The 20874-nt window shown below is 25.8% G+C and carries 17 protein-coding genes and 1 tRNA gene; 8 read left to right on the forward strand and 10 right to left on the reverse strand.

What is annotated here, in order from left to right; all coding sequences use genetic code 11:
* Nucleotides 1–3: 3 nt before the first annotated feature.
* From ACH5BK_RS08595 to ACH5BK_RS08605, 3 genes are read right to left on the reverse strand one after another with little or no spacing between them, the layout of a single operon-like run.
* Complete coding sequence (locus ACH5BK_RS08595; RefSeq protein WP_404306429.1) at nt 4–945, reverse strand: imelysin family protein; 942 nt, start codon at nt 943–945, stop codon at nt 4–6.
* On the reverse strand, nt 945–2336 hold the full coding sequence (locus ACH5BK_RS08600; protein WP_404306431.1) for a di-heme oxidoredictase family protein: 1392 nt from the start codon (nt 2334–2336) through the stop codon (nt 945–947). Before ACH5BK_RS08600 ends, ACH5BK_RS08595 begins: the two co-directional genes overlap by 1 nt.
* A complete protein-coding gene (locus ACH5BK_RS08605) occupies nt 2314–3669 on the reverse strand; it encodes an imelysin family protein (RefSeq protein ID WP_404306433.1) in 1356 nt (451 codons plus the stop codon). The genes ACH5BK_RS08600 and ACH5BK_RS08605 overlap by 23 nt, the downstream gene beginning before the upstream one ends.
* Before the next feature lie 168 nt (nt 3670–3837).
* On the opposite strand from ACH5BK_RS08605, the gene ACH5BK_RS08610 reads away from it, so the two are divergent.
* A complete protein-coding gene (locus tag ACH5BK_RS08610; protein ID WP_404306435.1) occupies nt 3838–4542 on the forward strand; it encodes a rhodanese-like domain-containing protein in 705 nt (234 codons plus the stop codon).
* A 21-nt stretch (nt 4543–4563) separates the two neighbouring features.
* Here ACH5BK_RS08610 and ACH5BK_RS08615 read toward each other — a convergent pair whose 3' ends face one another.
* A complete protein-coding gene (locus ACH5BK_RS08615) occupies nt 4564–6624 on the reverse strand; it encodes a hypothetical protein (protein ID WP_404306437.1) in 2061 nt (686 codons plus the stop codon).
* A 231-nt stretch (nt 6625–6855) separates the two neighbouring features.
* Between ACH5BK_RS08615 and ACH5BK_RS08620 the strand changes: the two genes are divergently transcribed.
* The 4 genes from ACH5BK_RS08620 (at nt 6856) to ACH5BK_RS08635 (ending at nt 10915) form a co-directional block, all read left to right on the forward strand.
* Nucleotides 6856–7170, forward strand: coding sequence for a F0F1 ATP synthase subunit C (locus ACH5BK_RS08620; protein ID WP_079579822.1), 315 nt, complete (start codon nt 6856–6858; stop codon nt 7168–7170).
* A 207-nt stretch (nt 7171–7377) separates the two neighbouring features.
* Nucleotides 7378–9504: a methyl-accepting chemotaxis protein gene (locus ACH5BK_RS08625; RefSeq protein WP_404306440.1), complete on the forward strand. Its 2127-nt coding sequence runs from the start codon at nt 7378–7380 to the stop codon at nt 9502–9504.
* Nucleotides 9505–9566: 62 nt separating this feature from the next.
* On the forward strand, nt 9567–10790 hold the full coding sequence (locus ACH5BK_RS08630) for a sensor histidine kinase (protein WP_404306442.1): 1224 nt from the start codon (nt 9567–9569) through the stop codon (nt 10788–10790).
* A 41-nt stretch (nt 10791–10831) separates the two neighbouring features.
* Nucleotides 10832–10915: transfer RNA gene (locus ACH5BK_RS08635), tRNA-Leu, on the forward strand.
* 15 nt (nt 10916–10930) lie between these two features.
* Here ACH5BK_RS08635 and ACH5BK_RS08640 read toward each other — a convergent pair.
* Both ACH5BK_RS08640 and ACH5BK_RS08645 read right to left on the reverse strand, forming a co-directional pair.
* Entirely contained in the window at nt 10931–11617 is a 687-nt protein-coding gene (locus ACH5BK_RS08640) for a response regulator transcription factor (protein ID WP_404306444.1), read from the reverse strand.
* 8 nt (nt 11618–11625) lie between these two features.
* Nucleotides 11626–12186 (reverse strand): cysteine hydrolase family protein, encoded by a 561-nt coding sequence (locus tag ACH5BK_RS08645; RefSeq protein ID WP_404306446.1) that lies wholly within the window; start codon nt 12184–12186, stop codon nt 11626–11628.
* 145 nt (nt 12187–12331) lie between these two features.
* Here ACH5BK_RS08645 and ACH5BK_RS08650 point away from each other — a divergent pair, with 145 nt between their 5' ends.
* The 3 genes from ACH5BK_RS08650 to ACH5BK_RS08660 all read left to right on the forward strand — a co-directional run bounded on the left by ACH5BK_RS08650 (nt 12332) and on the right by ACH5BK_RS08660 (nt 16756).
* A complete protein-coding gene (locus tag ACH5BK_RS08650; RefSeq protein WP_404306448.1) occupies nt 12332–14089 on the forward strand; it encodes a diguanylate cyclase in 1758 nt (585 codons plus the stop codon).
* A 182-nt stretch (nt 14090–14271) separates the two neighbouring features.
* Nucleotides 14272–16197, forward strand: coding sequence for a mechanosensitive ion channel domain-containing protein (locus tag ACH5BK_RS08655; protein WP_404306450.1), 1926 nt, complete (start codon nt 14272–14274; stop codon nt 16195–16197).
* A 175-nt stretch (nt 16198–16372) separates the two neighbouring features.
* Nucleotides 16373–16756 carry a PAS domain-containing protein gene (locus ACH5BK_RS08660; protein WP_404306452.1) on the forward strand — a complete coding sequence of 128 codons (384 nt, stop codon included), beginning with the start codon at nt 16373–16375 and terminating at the stop codon, nt 16754–16756.
* Between the two features lies 1 nt (nt 16757).
* On the opposite strand, the gene ACH5BK_RS08665 is transcribed toward ACH5BK_RS08660, so the two are convergent.
* The 4 genes from ACH5BK_RS08665 to ACH5BK_RS08680 form a co-directional block, all read right to left on the reverse strand.
* Complete coding sequence (locus ACH5BK_RS08665; RefSeq protein ID WP_404306454.1) at nt 16758–18716, reverse strand: EAL domain-containing protein; 1959 nt, start codon at nt 18714–18716, stop codon at nt 16758–16760.
* A 70-nt stretch (nt 18717–18786) separates the two neighbouring features.
* On the reverse strand, nt 18787–19179 hold the full coding sequence (locus tag ACH5BK_RS08670) for a hypothetical protein (protein WP_404306456.1): 393 nt from the start codon (nt 19177–19179) through the stop codon (nt 18787–18789).
* An 8-nt stretch (nt 19180–19187) separates the two neighbouring features.
* Complete coding sequence (locus ACH5BK_RS08675; protein WP_404306458.1) at nt 19188–19502, reverse strand: hypothetical protein; 315 nt, start codon at nt 19500–19502, stop codon at nt 19188–19190.
* A 70-nt stretch (nt 19503–19572) separates the two neighbouring features.
* Complete coding sequence (locus ACH5BK_RS08680; protein ID WP_404306460.1) at nt 19573–20850, reverse strand: Y-family DNA polymerase; 1278 nt, start codon at nt 20848–20850, stop codon at nt 19573–19575.
* Nucleotides 20851–20874: the final 24 nt, after the last annotated feature.

The raw sequence follows: 20874 nt of genomic DNA on the forward strand, positions 1-20874 counted from the left end.
CTTTTAATCTCCATCAGCATCAAGAATTTTTGCAGTTACAGCTAAATCTTCCACTAAAGATAAATAGTAAGCATTATGAAGTTCTTTTGTTGCTTCATATAAAACTTTTGCATTTGTAAAGTCATCATTTTTATAGTTTTTTAATACTTTTAATGACTTATTTAAAGCTTCTTGTGCTTCAAGTATTGCTTTTTTTGCACCAGCATTTTTAGCCATTGTTGCGAAGTTTTCATAAGATTTATCTCCTATGATTTCATCATGTGCTACTAGTATTGCTTTTATCGCATTTAATGAATTTTTACTTAAGTAATACTCTGATCTCTCATTTTTAGGATCATTTTTATATTTTGCAGCAAAACCTGATGCTTCACCTATTCTCCACTCTCTTAGTTTATAAGAACTTGAAATAAGTGTATTTATTACAAGTGAATTCTCCCATTTTTCGCTTTTTGCATTACCATTTAAATACTCTTTATATACATCTTTTATATCATTTAAATTTGAAATAATAGTATCTAGGATATTTACAGCTAAAAGTTTTTCTCTTTTTGTGATAGTATCATCATTAAAAAGTACATATTCTAAAGCATTTATAGTTCTAAATGAGTTTTTAAAAAGTGCAACTTTAGGTTCATCACCTGATGCAATTGCTCTTTTCATTTGAACACTTAAATCTTCTTTTAAATTATGATATACATCTATATATCTTGGTGTATCTATATAGTTTTCATCAATATCACCTGCAAAATATAAAGACTCAACTTTTTTCCAGTTTGTTACTAAAGTTTTAAAGTTTTCTTTATTCATATCTTTTTTTAAACTTTTTGCAGCTTCAATAGATTTATTTACATTTGGTACTGAAACATTTTCTAAAATCGAGTGTAGACTTGTTTGTGCAAATACACTAGAAACTAAAAGTGCTGTTCCTACTAATAGTTTTTTCATTATAACCTCTCTAAAAATTTAATTAACTTTTCTCTATCTTGTTTTGAAGCATTCATATATTTCTTTTTAGAAATATTAGCTTCTCCACCATGCCAAAGTATTGCTTCTTGGAAGTTTCTTGCTCTTCCATCATGTAAAAGTCTTGGTGTTTTTTTATTTATCTTTTCATGAAGAGCTAATCCCCATAAAGGTGCTGTTCTAAACTCTCTTTTACTAGCTTTAAACTCAACTCTACCATCACTTAATTCTTCACCCATATCATGCAAAAGCATATCTGTAAAAGGCGAAATAGCGAATCCATCTCTTGTTTTTAAACTTGGCTTATGACATTTAGCACAATCTAAGGCTTTGAAAAGTTTTAAGCCGTGATTATACTCTTCATCAACTTTAGGTTTATACACTTTTATATTTTTTATATAAAAATCAAGTGCACCTAATCTCATATCAGTGATATCTTCTTTATCTCTTGGTTTAGGAGCTTCATTACAAAGTTTTTGAGAAGAAGTACAGTTTTCATTTGGATGTAAAAAAGTTGTTAAACCCATATCATTATTTGCTGCACCTGCTATTTGCTCAATAAGTGTAGCAGCACTTGCTTTCCAAGTATATCTTCCAAGCTCTTGTTTTTTTGTAAGTGGAGAATAAACTATATTTGCACGACCAGAAATACCATCACCATTTTTATCAAACTCATCTTCATTTGATAAGATTTCTTCATCCGATACTTTTTCTAGTAAACCCAAACCATTTAAAGATGGTGCCATTCTATAAGTTACAGCTGTATTTTTTGATAGTTTCCCATAATTTTTATCAATAAGTTTATATTTAGGTTTTAAAAGAGTATCTACTTCCCCATCAGGAAACTTTACTTTTACTTCTTCAAACTTTATATCAACTCTAGCTTCAAAAGGCACTCCGTGGATTCCATTAACTGATATTTGAGAACCATAAGTTGGCTCAGGAACAAATCCTTGTTTTTCTAAAAATTCTTTATGCTCTTTTGAATTATTTGAAGGTATCGATAATCTAGCAACTAGTGATCTTGATGGCTTCATACTTTTATTGTATAAACTACCCCTACCATTTCTTGGATGACAGGAAACACAAGTATTTGCATTAAAAAGTGGTCCTAAACCATCCCTTGCAGTTGTAGCACTTGGTGCTTCAACCCATGGTATAACAAAAAAGCTTCTTCCTAAAATAAATTGATCATATTCCTCATCACTTAAACCTTGGATAGGTTTTTGAAGTAAAGACTTATTTTTTTCTGTTGAGAAATATTTGCCCTCGTTATTAACGGCAAAAAGCCCTGTAGCAAAGATTGCTACAAGGCTTTTTGTTAAAATAGCTTTTTGTAAAAGTGAAAAATTAAATTTTTGTCTCTTCTGCATCTGTAACATCATCTGTTGTTAAGCTAATTCCATTTGCTTTTGCTACATTTACCATTTCATCACCTAGTTTTCTCATCTCATTTTTAAGTTTTACAATAACTTTTGCTTGAGGGTTACCTGGTTGAATTTGGTAATCAAAATGTTGTTTAGTTTTTGCCATTTCATCTACTAAGTTAATCTTAGCTTCAATTGATGCCATTTTATTTAAAATTCTTTGTTTAGTATCAGCGTCAACTGCGTCTAATAAAGAAGGCCCAAATTTTTTACCATTGTATGTAGAAGTTAAAGCGTTTCTAAATCCTAAGTAATTCATAGCAATATCTCTATGTGTATTATCAGAGAAACAAGAATGCTCATCTTCTTCTGATGGAGTTAATACTGCAACTGCAATTCTTTCATTTGCTAATTCAGATTTAATAAATACACCCATACCAGCAATAATTTGTTTTAAAGCTTCTTCTTTTGAGATATTTTTAGAAGCATTATCACCTGAAAGTTTACCTTGTAAAGCTGCTTGATATAATCCAGCTGTACCATTTACTTCTTTTTCCCAAGCAGATTTAACCATTTTTAAATCAGCTACAATTTTATCTGCAGCTGCTTGTAAATAAGCAATTCTTCTATCAGCATTTTTATCAACTGTAAAGTCTGTTAAACTTCTTTGACCAGCAGTTAAAGGACCCTTAGTAACTGAATCTTTGATAAAGTTAGAGTAATCTTGATCTTGTCCCCATAATAAGAACTCAATTGCATGGTATCCAGTAGAAACGTTTGCTTCTCCTCCATTTTCATTTAATGCAGTTAAAGCATCAACAGTAATTTTCTTAACATTTACAGCTTGTGCGTCTTCTCCACCTGGATTAAATACACCAGCAGTATCAATGATATTTCCTGAAGTTCTTTTACCATTTGCATCAATAGTATAATCAATCATATTTTCATCTAAAGGCCAAGCGTTTAATTGTCCTTCTAATGCACCATAAGTGTCAGCAACCCAACCTTCTTCTGCATCAATTGGACCATTTGAAAGTCTAAAGATTTCAGTTTGTCCATAAGATTCTCTTGAAAGTAACCAAGCCTTCTTAGCTTGCTCAAAAGTATACTTGTTTGGTTTTGCTGCAAAAGCATCAATTCTAAACTTTAATTTTATTGCATCATCTAATGCATCACTATAGTTAGCTAATGCAATATTAGAATAAGCACCTAAAATTGTGTTTGCTTTTGTCATTTCTGTAGGTGTAGCACTTTGTGATGATGATGTTGCACAACCTGTTAAAGCTAATGCTGCCGCAACAGATAATGAAGCTGCAAATAATTTCGTTCTTTTAAACATTATGTTCCTTTTTTTAATTTTAATATCAATTATCATTAATGTAATTAAAACAAAAACTAGCTTTTATTAAACTTAAAATGATAATAATTATCAGAACAATGTAGATTTAATTAAGAATTTATTCAAGTTAATAAATCTATACTTAAATAAATTATAAAAGGATTTCTTATGTATAAACTATTTTTGATATTAAATATTTTTTGTTTAAGTGCCTTTGCTATAAATCCAACTGCACTTCAGTTTAGTGGTTTTGAAGTAACTCACAAATACTCAAACAATACTAGTGAAAAATATACTATTGAAAGAAAAGTTGATGAAAGCTGTGTAAATATTGGTGTTAGTCCATATTTTTTTAATGAATCATATATAAAAGAAGATATTGATGAAAATTGTAAAAAAGTATTTATAACAACAACTGGTGTTATACAAAATAATCAAATTCATAAAGATATAAAAAATGTAGGAGAAAATGAACTAATGCACTTTATTTACTCTAAATCAAGTAAAAATCCTGAAAAATATATCTTAGTTGATGCAAGAAATAAAGCTTGGTTTGATTTTGCTACTATTCCTAGTGCTGTAAATATTTACTATGATGACTTAAAATATGATTTTGATTTTGAAGAGGATTTTTATAGAGCTTACAAACTTTTAGGAGTGAAAGTAATAGATGATGATAAATTTGACTTTACAAATGCAAAAACTGCTGTGTTTTTTTGTAATGGAGCTTGGTGTCCTTTATCATCAAAAAGTATTTTACATCTTATGAGTATTGGCTATCCCAAAGAAAAACTTCTTTGGTATAGAGGAGGAGTCCATGCTTGGAGCATGGTATCACTTCCTTTAACAAAAAAATTAAAACAAAAAGAGTAAATTTTCTTACTCTTTTTTTATCTAAAATAACTTTTTAAAATTATTTAGAAGATCTTTTGCACCCTCATCTCCTAACTTTTCTTTTAACTTATTTCCTACTTTATCATTTATTTTCTCTTCAATTTTGTTTTTAAGTAAGTCTTTTGTGTTTAGTCTTACTTTTGGACTTTTCATATTTCCTTTTACATTGAAGTCTAAATCTAATTTTCTAATTTTTGCATTTATGTCTGCATTAACATAAGATTTATTTAAATCAAGTAATGATTTTGTTACATCAATCTGAGTATTTTTACTTTTCATATTGATAACTGTTTTTAAAACCATATCGTTTATATCACTATTTATTACAACACTTTCATAAATTTCTCTTGTTAAATCAAATTTGGCAAATTGATTTATCAAACTTGAAAAATCATTTGGTAAGAAATGTCCTTTTATAAGATTTCCTTTTAACTTTCCTTTTTTTGATAAAAGATTGTAATTTAATGCTAAATCAGAAGATGAATCAAAAACTTCTGGATAATATAATAAATGAGTTAACTCTTTGATTTCTATACTCTTTACATTTGCATTAAAGACATTGTTATCTAATTTAAAGTCTAAATCTCCTCCTAAAAGTTTTGATGTACCTGTAACTAATAAGTTTTCTTTTTTAGATTCAAGTTTTCCTGATAAATCAACTTTTCCTCTCATTTTTGTTTGTGTTACATCATAAAGATTTGATAAATTTGGTATGTTTAATACATAATCACTATTTAATGAAGCTTCTTTGATATCAAATATTGCATTTTTAATATCTAAGTTTGCTAAAGATGAAGTTACTAAACCATTTGTAATTGCTTTTGTTTTTTCTAAATTTGTTTTTGTATCAGCTTTAAAATTTACTGTTTGTTTTAGTTTTTGATTAAACTGCTTATTTATTACTTTGTTTACAAGTTTTGCTTTTGTAATTTTTGTAGTTACTAAGCCATCAAGATTATTTATATCAGCATTTTTTATTTCTGCATTTAAGTTTAAAATTCCTGTTGCATATTTTGGTTGATTTAAAAGATAAAGTAATTTATCAATTTTGGCATCTTTTATATCAGCATTTATAAAATCTACCTTAGAATTTTTTATAGAAGCAAGATAAGTAGTAAAACTATCAAAAACATCTGATTGTCCATCAATTTTTATATTTTCATTTTCTACTAAAACTGTACCTGTTGTATTAAACTTTCCGTTTAACTTTATACCGATGATATCTTCCAATTTATTTAAATTTGTAATATCAACTTTGTATTTTGAGTTTACAGTTTGTTTATCTAATAAAATAATAGTCTCTTTTGAAGAAATAGTAGCTAAAGAACTAATAAGTGTTGCTTTTGCAGTTACTTTGTTTGGTGTTAAAATTGCATTTGTTCTTGACTTTAGTGAAATTGTATCTTTTAGTTTTAGACCAAAACTTTTATTTACAATTGAGTTATTGATTTTTGCATTTGTTATACTAGATACAATATTTCCATCTAAACTTTCAGGTTTCGCATTTTTTATATTTGCAGTGATATTTAATAATCCATTTGTATATTTGGGTTGGTTTACTAAATATAAAAGTTCTTCAATCTTTGCGTCTTTTACTAAAACATTAATATTTGAAGGTTCAAAGTCTTTTAATTCTAATTTATATGAAGTATTACTACTTGCTATTGTAGATACTCCATCAACTAAAGCAAACTTTTGATCACCTTTAAATGTACCTTTTATTTGTAGAGGACCATTTAGTTTTTGATTTATTAAAGCTTGTAAAGTAGATAAATCTTTGATATCAATATCATATTTTAAATCTACTTTCTTCCCAAAAATATCTAAGTCTCCATTTATATTGATATAAGAACTATCTGCAATTGTTATATCTAAATCAATACTATTAAAACTCAAAGTAAAATCTCTAACTTTTAATTTTGCTTCTTTATTTTGAGAGTTTACTGTATCTTCAATGTATGAAGCAATGATACTATTTCCAGGTTTAGTAAATAAAATACCATAAACAGAACCTATCATCACTAAAAGAATTAAGGTTAATGCTATAAAAAACTTTTTCATAATATATCCTTTTTAATTGTCTAAAAATAACTATATAAACTAATATACAAACATTTAACTTTGAAAAAGTTTTTTAAATAACTTAATTTTAACTTTACTTTCAATTTTAAAGCTTTTTGTTTAATAATTATTTAATATACCAAAAGATATAATATCGCCAATCAAAGTGATAAGTAGGGATACGCAAGCCGAACGGACTTTGTAAAACAAAAAAATATTAAGGAATCTAGAATGAAAAAAATCGTTCTTTTAATGCTAGCTATCGCTGGTGCTGCATTCGCTGCTGATGGTGCAGTTGCAAACGAAACTTTAAAAGCTTACTCTGTAGTTGCTGCAGGTATTGGTCTTGGATTAGCTGCACTTGGTGGTGCTATTGGTATGGGTAACACTGCTGCTGCAACAATCGCTGGTACTGCTAGAAACCCAGGTTTAGGTGGAAAATTAATGACTACTATGTTCATTGCATTAGCGATGATCGAAGCACAAGTTATTTATGCATTAGTAATTGCGATGATCGCATTATATGCTAACCCATTCTTAGGGTAATCAGTCTACTACAGAACTGATATCTAAAAAAGGTCAAGAGTTTTTGCTCTTGGCCTTTTTTTATGCCTATTATAAACATCTACTCTTTTTAATTATTATATTTACTTATCTCTAATTATTTTTAAAATCTTATGTTATATTGTTTGTTTTATACCTCTAAAATGACACTTTTAAAGACTATAATAAATAAAGGTTAAAGGACAAATCATGAAAGCAACTAGCATAAAAACAAAAATATTAGTCGTTGTGTCATTTAGTATTATAATATCTTTTTTTATTTTAGGATTTTACAATACTATAAATAACTATAAAACACACTACGCAACTATAAAAAGTGAAGAACTAGCTTTATCTAAAAATAGTTCTAGGTTTATTAATACCTATATAGAATCAAAAATTAATATAATTGAAGCTTTATCTAAAGAGTTAGAAAAAATAGACACTGAATCTGAAAGAAAAAAGCTTGCAGAAAAATTATATCTTTCTAAAAATGCAGGTAAATTTGTAGATGTATATTTAGGCTTTGAAAATACAGGAGAATTAGTATTATCAAATGCTAAGGTTTTAAATATTGAAAAAGACAATTTTGACTCAAGAACAAGACCTTGGTATAAAGATGCTATAAAAAGTAAAAAGTCTGGTGTTTCTAAACCTTATATTGACATAACTACAAAAAAATTAGTAATTTCCATTTATACTCCTCTTGTACAAAATGGTAAAACTATAGGTGTAGTGGGTTCTGATATTTTTATAGATACAATCGTAAAAAGTATCCTTGATGTATCAATAGAAGGTGAAGGCTTTGCTTATTTATTAGATAAAACCGGAACGATATTAATCCATAAAAATAAAAAACTCTTAAATAAAAAAAGTTCTATTAACTCTTTATTAAAACCATCTAAAAATGCAAAATTTTTAGAAATTAAAGATGAAAATAATACAGAAAAATTAATAGCCTATAATTCAATAAAACAAACAGACTGGACTTTTGTAATTGAACTTGATAAAAATACAATTTTTGAAGAAATTGAAAGTGGAATGATAAAAGAAATTATTCTATATTTAGTATTACTTGTATTAATTCTAGCAATATTATATTTTGTATTAATTAAAATCCTTTCTCCTTTAAAACAACTAGAAAATGGATTGAAATTTTTCTTTAGATATTTAAAAGCAGAAGAATCAAATATCTCAAAATTAAATATACAAACAAATGATGAGTTTGGAAATATGGCTAAATTAATCGACTCAGAAATGCAAGAAGTTGCTAAAAACTTAGATAAAGATAGAGAACTAATAGAAAATGTAAAAAAAGTAGTTTCTTTAGTACAAGATGGAAAGTTAAATAAAAAAGTAGAAGTAACAACGAATAATAAATCATTAAATGAACTAAAAGATATATTAAATGAAATGATTGAAACTATTAAAAATAATGTTAATAGTGATATAAACTTAATTTTAGAACAACTAAAAGAGTATTCAAAATTAAACTTTACAAATGATGTACAAAATGCAAATGGTAATGTAGCAAAAGGATTAAATAACCTATGTAGGATTATCAATGAAATGCTTCAAGAAAATAAGCACAATGGATTACAATTAAAAGAGAGTTCAAATAAACTCTTAACAAATGTAGATATCTTAAATAAATCATCAAATGAAACAGCTGTTTCCCTAGAAGAAACAGCAGCAGCTCTTGAAGAAATAACTAGTACAGTAGCAAATAATACTGAAAGAATTACTCAGATGTCTTCACATTCAGAAGAATTGATACAATCAATTAAAAAAGGTCAAGATTTAGCTAACTCAACAGTAGTTTCGATGGATCAAATAAATGAACAAACACAAGCTATAGCAGATGCAATTACAGTAATTGATCAAATTGCTTTTCAAACAAATATATTATCATTAAATGCAGCAGTAGAAGCAGCAACAGCAGGTGAAGCTGGAAAAGGCTTTGCAGTAGTTGCACAAGAAGTAAGAAACTTGGCAAGTAGAAGTGCAGAAGCTGCAAAAGAAATCAAAGATATTGTAGAAAAAGCAACTGAGAAAACAAATAATGGTAAAACAATAGCGGATGAAATGATAAATGGTTATCAAAAATTAAATGAAAATATCTATAAAACAACAGAAGCTATTGTAGATATTTCAGAGTCATCAAAAGAGCAAAAAACTAGTATAGAACAAATCAATGATGTAATTAATAAACTTGATCAACAAACACAAAATAATGCCTCAGTGGCTACACAAACACACAATATCGCTAAAAATACATCCGATTTAGCTCAAACTATACTTGAAGCTGTTCATCAAAAACAATTTAGAGAAAAATAAAACTAGGAAAAAATCCTAGTTTTAAATTATTTTTTGCTAATATTACCTTTTAAAGGGATTTTATGAAACTTATTACTCTTATAATTTATTTCTTACTTACAGTATCTTGGCTATATATTTTATATTTTTCAGTAAAAGAAATAATAAAAGGAAAGTTCTCTTCAAAATCACTATTTACAATACTTTTTTTGATTTTAATAATTGATTCAATAAGAACAATAATAGAGAGTCTTTATTTTGGAACAAGACTAGCTTCACAATATGGAGTAATACCTAAAGAAATATTTTTAGCTTTATCAAATCCACAATTTCTTTTTATTCCCAAACTTATCAATGCAATTGCAGCAATAATTATAATACTTCTAATTTTTAAAAAATGGTATCCAAATAAAATAACAGAAGAAGATAGATTAAATCAAAAATACTTAGAAGAAAAGAGAAATAAAGAAGAATTAGAAAAATTAAATAAAAATCTTGATTTAATAGTAAGAGAAAAAACTAAAGAACTTGAAAAGCTTAATAAAAATCTCGAATCAAAAGTAAAAGAAGAAATAGAAAAAAATAAAAAAAATGAACAAAAACTTTTTAGTCAATCAAAAATGGCAGCTATGGGAGAAATGATTAAAAATATAGCTCACCAATGGAGACAACCTCTAAGTAGTATATCTACTCTTTCAAGTGGTACAAAATTTCACATAGAATTGGGAGCAATTAAAGAAAAAGAAATCAAAGAGAACCTTCAACATATTACAGATACAGCTAAACACATGTCTAAAACAATAGATGATTTTCAAAACTTTTTTAAACCAAATAAAGAGTATGTAATTTTCACAATGCATGACTTAATTGAAGCAAGTTTAAAAATAACAGCTCCAATGCTTAATTCTAAACATATAAATGTTGAAATACAAAATGATTCAAACTGCACAATAAAAGGCCCTCTAAATGAATATACACAAGTAATGATGAACCTTATCACCAATGCAAAAGATGCTTTAATACAACATGAAAATGAAAATAAAAAAATAAAGATTCATACCAAAAAAATTAATGATAAGTGTACAATAAACATAAGTGATAATGCAGGTGGAATAAAAGATGAGATAATAAACAGAATCTTTGAGCCATATTTTACAACAAAACACAAATCACAAGGTACAGGACTTGGGTTATATATGTCAAAAGAAATAATAGAAAAGCACCTAAATGGCTCACTTGAAGTAAAAAATACAAATGATGGAGCAACTTTTACAATATCAATACCAAGTAATACTTGTACAATTTAAGTGTAATTTATGGTAGAAATATGTATTATTTCGTCCTAAATGCGGTTGTGGTGGAATGGTAGACACGTACGCTTGAGGGGCGTATGGCGCAAGCCGTGGGGGTTCAAGTCCCCCCAACCGCACCATTTTTCAGATTATCTTTATTTATTAAATGCTTTTTTAAGTTCTAACTTATAGCCTATTCCTGAATAGTTTTTTATCATATTTTTATGTGTTTTTTTTCTTAGATCTCTAATTAGAGACTTTAAAGCTGCTTGTGTACATTCGTTATCCCAAATATGATATTCTATTTCTTCATAGCTTACAACTCTTCCTTGATTTTGAATAAATAAGTCTAAAAGTAAACTCTCTTTTTTATTTAATACATAAGATTTATTATCTTTTATAATACTTTGAGTTTGAAAGTTAAAGAAGATATTATCTGCTAGTTTGAAGTTACTATAAAGTCTTCTTTCTATTATTTCCATACATTTATTTAGTGCTTTTAATATTGTATTTTTATCATAGGGTTTTAATATATATTTTGTAATATACAATTCGATAAGTTCTACAAAATATTTATTTTCAGTACTTTTACTTAGTATTATAAATGCTGTTTTTATATCATCTTCTCTAACTTCTTTCATAAAATCTATTATTGAGTAATCATCAAAATTACTGTCTATTATGATTAGACAAGGTGACTCTTTTTTATATTTTTGTTTTGCCTCTATTATTGTATTTGCACCAAATACTTTTTTTACTGTATCACAAAGAAGAGAATATAAATTCTCTTCTTTTTTTTGTTTATGCATTATATACAGTACGGATAAATCGTTTAGTTCCATTAAAAACCTTAAATTTCTTCTAATATCTCATTTGTACTTTTTACCTTTGCATAACCAAATTCAAGTGCAGCCATAAAAGAAGCATGAACTAATGTAGCTTCTACTTTTATGCCATTAAACTCAACTGCTTTTGAAGCACAAGCATCGTGAATAACACTACAATTATAGCCATAGTCACTTGCGGCTCTTGTTATTGCATCTATACATATATGAGACATTGCTCCTAGGATTATTACATTTTCGATATTAGATGTATCTAATATCTGTTTTAAATCTGTATTTTTAAATGAATTTATATTATGTTTTAGAACTTGTTCTTCATTTTTTTGTGGATTTAAAGCTGAATGAATTTGAGCACCTTGCGTGTTCTCTTGAAAAAACAAAGCATTTTTTCCAACTGATTCATGTCTTATATGAATTATTTTCATATTCTTTTCTCTAAATTTATTTAATATTTTTAAAGCATTAGCTAAAGCCTCTTCTGTTTTAAATAATGGATATTTAGCATTTTCAAAACTACTAAAATAATCATTTTGTAAGTCAACTATTATTAAAGCTGTGTTGTTCATATTTTCTCCTTTTTAATAAATAAAATTATAGTTATTTTTTGTAGGAAAAAAGAAGGATAGTTATTTTAGAAGTTATAAATTAAAAGCTATTTTATATATTAAATATCTTATAATGAGAACATAAATAAATTAGTATAGGCTTTGTGTGAAAAATATTACCTTTAAATTTAAAAACCTTGGAGATATGTATAAAAATCTAGATTTATCTCAAATTGATTCAAACAAATCTTTGGTTCAAATTTTTAGTGGGCTTTGCAAAAAAAAAGAAATAGTTCAGATTCAAAATATTTTAAAAGAAAGATATCCTTATTTAAATTACATAGGCTCAACAACTTCAGGAGAAATTTATGAAGGTGTTACTACTGAAAATGAAATTATTATTTCAATTTTAAATTTTGAACATACTACAACACAATACTTTTATGCTAAAGAAGAAAGTGATTTTCAAACAGGAGTATGCTTAGCAAATACACTTTTTAAAGAAAACACTAAAGCCATGATTTTGTTTATTGACGGTTTAGATTCAAATGGAAATGATATTATAGATGGAATTAGCTCTGTAAACTCTAATATTCCAATAGCTGGTGGACTTGCAGGAGACAATGGTGATTTTAAAGAAACATTTGTTTTTGACAAAAATAATATCTATAAAAAAGGTGTTGTTGCAGTAGCTTTAAATAGTGACAAATTAAATGTATTTACTGACTATCAATTAAACTGGCAACCAATTGGCCATACAATGACTGTAACAAAAGCAAAAAAGAATCATTTATATGAACTAAACCATACACCAGCAAGTGAAGTTTACAAAAAATACTTAGGAGAAAAAATAGGGAATAATCTTCCTTTTTCTGCTACAGAATTTCCTCTTTTAAAATTACATGATGAAAGTGATTTCCAAGTTTGTAGAACTTTTATAAATAAATTTGATGATGGTTCATTAATAACTATAGGAAATTTAGAAGAAGGAGATAAAGTTCGATTTGCCTTTGGAAATGTAGATTTAATTTTAAATAATACTAAAAAAAATATTTTAGAATATGAAAACTTTGAACCTGAAGTTATTTATACTTATAGTTGTACTGCAAGAAAAGCTTTTCTTCAATCTCAAATAGATATAGAACTAAATCCTTTAAATACAATAGCTCCAACTTATGGTTTTTTTACTTATGGGGAAGTTTTTCATAAAAATAATAAAAACTCTTTGCTAAATGTAAGTTTAACAATTTTAGCATTTTCAGAAAAAACAAATAAAATAAACACTAAAAGTAAAAAGAAAATTATTGATGAAAAGCTTGAGAAAAATATAATTTCAAACAAACACTATTTAGTTTTAGATGCATTAACCAATTTATCAAATAAAGTAATCGAAGAGTTAGAAGAGGTACATAAAAAATTAAAAGAAGAAGCAAACAAAGACTATCTAACAAACCTTTATAACAAAAGATATTTTGATGAAGTTTCCCATAACTTAATAGAAATAGCAAAAAGACAAAACTCTCCTATTAGTGTTATTATGATAGATATTGATTTTTTCAAAAATATAAATGACACTTATGGACATATCGTAGGTGATGAAGTTATCAAAAATATCGCTTCTTTATTAATAAAAAACACAAGAAAAAGTGATATAGTTTCTAGATTTGGAGGAGAAGAGTTTGCTATACTACTTCCAAATACAAATAAAAAAGATGCAAAAGAAATTGCAGAAAAACTAAGAAATATTATAGAAGAACATATCATCATACTAGAAAATACAAAAGAAATAAAACTAACTATTAGTCTTGGTGTTTGTCAAATGAATTTAAAATGTGATGAAAACATCTCAAAAGTTATTGATAATGCTGATATTGCTCTATATCAAGCAAAAAAACAAGGACGAAACAAAGTTATAATAAATTAGTATTTATTTGATTACTGTTTAAAATTACACAATTATTCTTTTTTTATTCTTATAATTAACATAAATAATTAAATAAGTTTAAGTTCTATTTCAATCTAATATGTTAAAAACTGTTTTAGTTATAATAAATTTTAACATTTTACAAAAAATAATAATTTAGAAAAGTATCTATGGAGACCAATATGCAAAAACATATATTTTTATTCTTTTTACTTCCTTTGCTTTTGTTTGCACAAACTAGCACACAAGAACCAGTAAAACTCATTAAACCCCCAGCAGAAGAAAATAAAAAGTCAGAAGTAATAATAAATAACAACTCATTAAAAACAATTGAAAAAGAAATTGCGGAAAATGAAGAAAAAGAAGATAAAAAAACACAAAAAGAGAAAAAGCCATTATCAGAAGAACAAAAACAAATAAAACTTCAAAATGAACTTCTTGATTCTATCATTAGAAATATAAATAATGAGTCATTCCTAGAAACATTAGACAATGACAAAAAATATAAAAAAGAATTAAATTTACTATCTAATAAGATTGCTATTAATAAAAAAGCAAATAATGATGTTGCCGTTATTAGAGATGAATTGAAAATGATATATATAAGAGAAAAAAAGCTTTATGAAGAGACTTTAAAAAATATTATTAAAGGGAAAAGAGAGTTTAGAGAGAAACAATATTTTGTAAAACTTTTACAAGACAGTATTGCTAAAATGAAAAAAACATCTCTTGAAAAATATGAGGCTATTTACGAAGAACATAAAGATTATTCAAATTATATTTCAGAACAATTAACTCAAAACTACATAAATGCCTATAATCAAAGACATACACAAGAGTTTGTACTTCAATATTTACTTGAAAATATTTCAACTTTTAGAAAAACAAACTTTTTTGTAGATGAATTTAATCTACAATATTTTGTTAAAAAAATTGATTCTATACAAGGAATATCATTTATTTCAAACTTGACTTCATATCATTTCAAATTTTCAATTGGTGAGCTTATAGTTGTATTATTTATATTTGCCCTAATAAGACTTCTAAATCTAAAAATCATTTCATTAATCGCAAGTTTTATAGCAAAAATATTTGTACAAAGAAAGAATATTGATGATGAAGATACAGAAGAGATTAGAGATTATTTAAAAAAATCAATCAATACTCCATTAATTTATGCCTTATATATTTTATCTGTTCAGATATCTATTTATATTTTAGTTAAAGATCCAATAATTATACAAAAAATAATTCCTTGGATAAATACTATTTATATGGCACTATTAACTTGGGGACTATATGCAATATTAAATAATAGTATTAACTATTATGCTCAAAATTTATTAGAAAAGTATCCTAATGTAAGAAAAGAAATGATTGTTTTTATTCTAAGAATTGTAAAAGTTATTTTAATTCTTTTAGTAATTTTATTTTTATTTTCTCAACTTGGTATTGATATAAAAGCAATAGCAGCTTCACTTGGTGTCGGGGGTATTGCTATTGCATTAGCATCTAAAGATACACTTACAAACTTCTTTGGTTCACTTAGTATCATGACTGATAACTCTTTTTCTCAAGGGGATTGGATAAAATCAGGAGATGTTGAAGGAACTGTAATTGATATTAGAATGAGAACAACAAGAATAAGAACATTTGACAATGCCATGATTACTATTCCAAACTCACAACTTGCGAATACACATATTTTAAACTGGTCAAAAAGAAGAATTGGTAGAAGAATTAATATGAGTATAGGAATAACTTATGAATCAAAAATGGAAGATATAATAAACTTAAAAGATGATATTTTTGAAATGTTAAGTAATCATCCAGGTATTGCTACAAGTAAAAATGCACTTGTAAGTTCAAGAAAGTTTGAAGTAATCAAAAGAGAAGATTTACAAGGAGTAAAAAGAACACTTTTAGTTTATATTGATGAGTTTGGACCTTCTTCTGTAAATATATTAGTTTATTGTTTCTCAAAAAGTCCAGATTGGGAAGAATGGCTTACTGTAAAAGAAGATGTTATTGTAAAAATATCTGAACTAACAAAGAAAAATAATTGTGAATTTGCTTATCCTACACAATCACTTTGGTTAAAAAAATAACCAAAGTGAAAATCTAAAATAAACTCAAAAATATAATAAAATAATTATATATTAACTTAAATATAAGACTTATTTGCATATAATTATTTGTTATATTAGGAGTTATATTGTATTAAATAATAAACTCCTTGAATCAAGTAAAAGAAAAGTATTGGAAATCAAAAGGAAAATAATAATGTCAAAAGAAATAGTACTTAATGATAATGTTTTTTTGGTAAGTGAAACTGATTCAAAAGGCTTTATCACTTATGCAAATGAACAATTTTGTAAAGTAGCCCAATATGATTTTGATGAGTTAGTAGGACAATCTCATAATATAGTAAGACATCCTGATATGCCAAAAAATGCATTTAAAGAGCTATGGGAAACAGTAAAAAAAGGTAATGTGTGGCAAGGATATGTAAAAAATAAAACTAAAGAAAATGACTATTATTGGGTTTTTGCTACAGTTTATCCATACGAAAATGAAGCTGGGGAACAATGCTATATATCATGTAGAAGAAAACCTGAAAGACAAAAAATAGAAGAAATTAAAAAATTATATAAAAAAATGTTCTAATTTATAAAATAATAGGTTCAGGCTTTCCAAAATAATAACCTTGAGAAAAGTCTACACCTAATTCTTTCACTTTTTTTGATATATTCTCATCAGATACAAACTCAGCAATAGTTTTTATATTGTTTTCTCTGGCAAAAATTATAATTGATTTTACAATACTCTCATTGTATTTACTAATCAAAATATCTTTTATTAAGCTTCCATCAATTTTTATAAAATCAGGTTGAAAGATATTTAATCTTTCATAATTTGAATATCCACTACCAAAATCATCAATTGATATCTTTACATGACCAACTGCTTTTATTAATTCAATAAATATTTTAATAGTTTTTAAATCTCTTACCTTCTCATCTTCAAGAAGTTCAAAGGTAATTCTACCTTTATTTGATTTCTGACTAACTAACTCAAAAAGTAAATCTCTTATTTCTAAATCTTCAATATCAAAAGAAGATAAATTTATAGAAATTTCAACTTGTTTATTTAAAGATAAAACTTTTTTAGCATTCTTTATTACTTTTTTTGTTAAATCATGATAATAACCAGACTTTTTTGCTTCTTCCATAAAAAAGAAAGGAGATATTATTTCATCTCTTTCATTTACTATTCTTAATAAAGATTCATATTTAATAATTTTATGACTTTTATTACAAACAATAGGTTGATAAAAAGATAATACATTTTCTTCATTACTTAGAGCATATTTGATTAAATTTAAAACTTTTAATTTATCTTTAGCTTCAATTTGCTTTTTTTCATGTAAACCATTTGAAAAAATCAACTTATCTTTTCTTTTTTCTATAAGCTCTCTTACACCAGTAATTGCATCATCAAATAAGTTTTCTTTTTCACTTGAAAAACTTAACAATAAATCTATTTCGTATTTATTACCCTTAAAAAATACATCTGTTTTAGCTAAATTACTAAGCAGCTTATTTAAATATATTCCCATGTGCTCACTATTAAACTGTTCATTTTTTAAAAAAGCAAAAAGTCCACTACCTAAAATATAAACTTTATTTACCTTTAAATGAGAAGGAAAAGAAGCTAATAATATTTTAGAGAATTCTTCTTCAAAATCACTTCTTTCTTTTTCAGTATAAAACTCTTTTAATATATTATAGTTATCAATTTTTGATAAAATAAGCATGGGTTCATTCATATTTTCAATATCATCAAGTAATTGTTTTTTAGGATTCATAATATCTGTAATATCATGTCTAATACCAATATATTCTATTATTTCACCTTTTGAATTTAATATAGGATCAATAACCGAATCAACATAATAAACTTCACCATTTTTATTTTTATTTTTTATTTTTCCAAACCAAGTTTGCTTTTTATCACGAATAGTATGCCAAAGATTTTCATATAATTCAGAAGATACATCTTCATGTCTTACGATACTATGATTATTTCCAATTAATTCTTCTTTTGAATATCCTGATATTTCTTCAAACTTTTTATTTGTATATGTTATAACACCTTTTAAATCAGTTTTAGAAACAATAGAACTTAAATCAACAACCTTTTTATATTGTTCTAAAAGATTTATAACTTCTTTATTTTCTCTTTCTAAAAGTATTGTTCTATATATTTTATTTATAGAATCATGTAAAGTTTTTAAATTTGTAGGTTTAATTAGATATCTATCTATATTAAGATTTATAGCATTTGTTAAGTTTTCACTATCATTAAAAGCAGTAAGTATTATAATTCTTGCATTTTCATTTATTTTTTTTATCTCTTCACACATTTCAATACCATTTAAATTTGGCATTCGTATATCAGAGATTATTATATCAGGATTAACTTCTTTATATAACTGTAAACCTTCAAGTCCGTCACTTGCTACATAAAGTTTTTTAACCCTTTTTTCTAAAAAATAAGATAACTCTTCTCTTATACTTTCTTCATCTTCAACATATAAAAGAGTTATATCAAATATAGAATTCAAACTAGTGCCTTGTAATATTTTTTTATTATTTAACAATCATACTACAAAAATATTTAAAAGTAACAATGAATTATTTTTCTAAAAGATAATCTGCTTTTGATTTTAACTTTTTTCTCTTTAGAAAACTTTTTTCTCTTTCACTAAGTGTTTCTTTTTGCTTTTTTGATTCATTTTTTTTAGTTGTTTTTTTCTTTATTTCTTCTTTTTGATTTTCTTGTTTTTTAAAAAGAGTAAGAATTAAATAAATAGAAAAAACTAAATTAAAAAGAATTATAAACCATTTTATAAAAAGTGCTAATTCTAAAAACTCTAATCTATTTTTCAATTTTAAATATTCAATTATATCGCTATAAATTGCATTTGCGAATAATGCTACTATTAAAAGAAGAGAGATTAAAAGTACTCTTTTTCTAAACTTATACAAATAGTACCAAAACAATGCAGATTTAACTTGCTTAAACATTTATAATCCTATATAAAAAAATTTAATCCAAGTGCAGCTAAAGCTACTACTAAAGATTTAGTTTTTAAGTCATCCATAATTTTTCGTTCTTCATCTGCAATAATTATTTCTAATTCATCATCACTAAAGTCATCAAAGCTTTTATGATTTTCAACCAGTCTAGCTTTCGTAGCTAAAATAGCTTTTTCCCTTACTTTTAATTTTATAGCTTCTTTAACTTGTTGGCTTTTTATCTTTGGATAATCAAAAGCTTTTGTTGTGTTTTCAGAAGCTATATTTAATAATCTACTTGATTTCTCTTTTAATTTATCTTTTATTCCCATATTAAATTCTCTTTTTTTTATTTATTTTTTTATTATAACATTTGAATATTAATGAAAAATATTATTTTACTCAAAATTCTTTTTTTAATTCACTTGCACTTTTGATAATATCTACACCAAACTTTGCTCTTAATTTTTGCATTTGATTTGTAAGTTCTCTTTTTTTTAAATCCCCTTCATATTCAAAAAGATTATAAGTATATTCATTAACTTTAGCAAAGTTTGATACAGTTATATTTAACTGTATTACACCATGTTTTGGGTGTATATCACTTTCTAAAAATAGATTTGCCATTGCTTCTTTAAAATCTGTTTCATTAAATATTCTATTTACATTAATATAGTTTTTTGATTTTACTTTATACTCATATTTTATTTTTATAGAATATGTCAAGGGATTTACATTTGCTTTTTTTACTAAAAAACACAAATACCTACTAAGTATCATAACTCTTCTTCTAAGTTCAATTCTATCAAAAATAGGATCGAAACTTCTTCCTATTCCTATGGATTTTTTTTCTCTCTCTAGGGTTAACTTTGTATCTCGTATACCACATATACGATTGTATAAATCTATTCCTGGTTTTTTCCAAGAGTAAAATAATTCTCTTTTTTTTCTAATATCTCCAAGAGTTTTTATTCCATAGCCTTTAAGCCTTTTTTGAAAAGCTTTTCCTATTCCTGGAAATTTTTCAATAGGAATATTTCTAGTAAAGTTTGAAATATGATCAACACCTACAAATTTAACGCCATCAGGCTTTGCATATTCAGTTATTAGCTTTGATAAAAACTTAGTATTTGCTATTCCTATAGATATGGGAAGTTTAAGTTCATTATATATTTTCTTTTTTAAATTATATGCAAACTCAACAATTTCATTAGAATCTATATAACCAGTAAGATCACCAAAAAATTCATCTATTGAAAACTGTTCTACTAAAGGTATTTCCTTTATAAGCAGTTTTTTTAACTTTTCAGATAAGTCGTGATATAAAGGATAGTTTGGAGGAAGCATTTTTAAATGGGGGCATAATTTTAGAGCTTCATTTACACTCATTGCAGTTTTAACTCCATAAGCTCTTGCTTCATAAGAAGATGTAGTTATGATACCTCTTATTTTTCCATTTTCATCAACAAAATAATCTTTAAAGGTTTTTTGCCCTTCATTTGTAAGAATTGTACTTACAAAGGCTCCTGAATTTGATGAGATTTTTCTAACTTCTTTTTTAGATGAAAAAATATTAAGATTACTACGTCCCCCAACTGCAACTGGAATATGCTCTAAACTACTATCAATAGTCCTATGAGCTGATACAAAGAAACAATCTAAATCTAGGTGAATAAACATAAAAGAATTATAACTAATATAAAA

It is taken from the genome of Arcobacter sp. YIC-80 (genome assembly GCF_044841725.1).
Classification (GTDB): domain Bacteria; phylum Campylobacterota; class Campylobacteria; order Campylobacterales; family Arcobacteraceae; genus Arcobacter_B.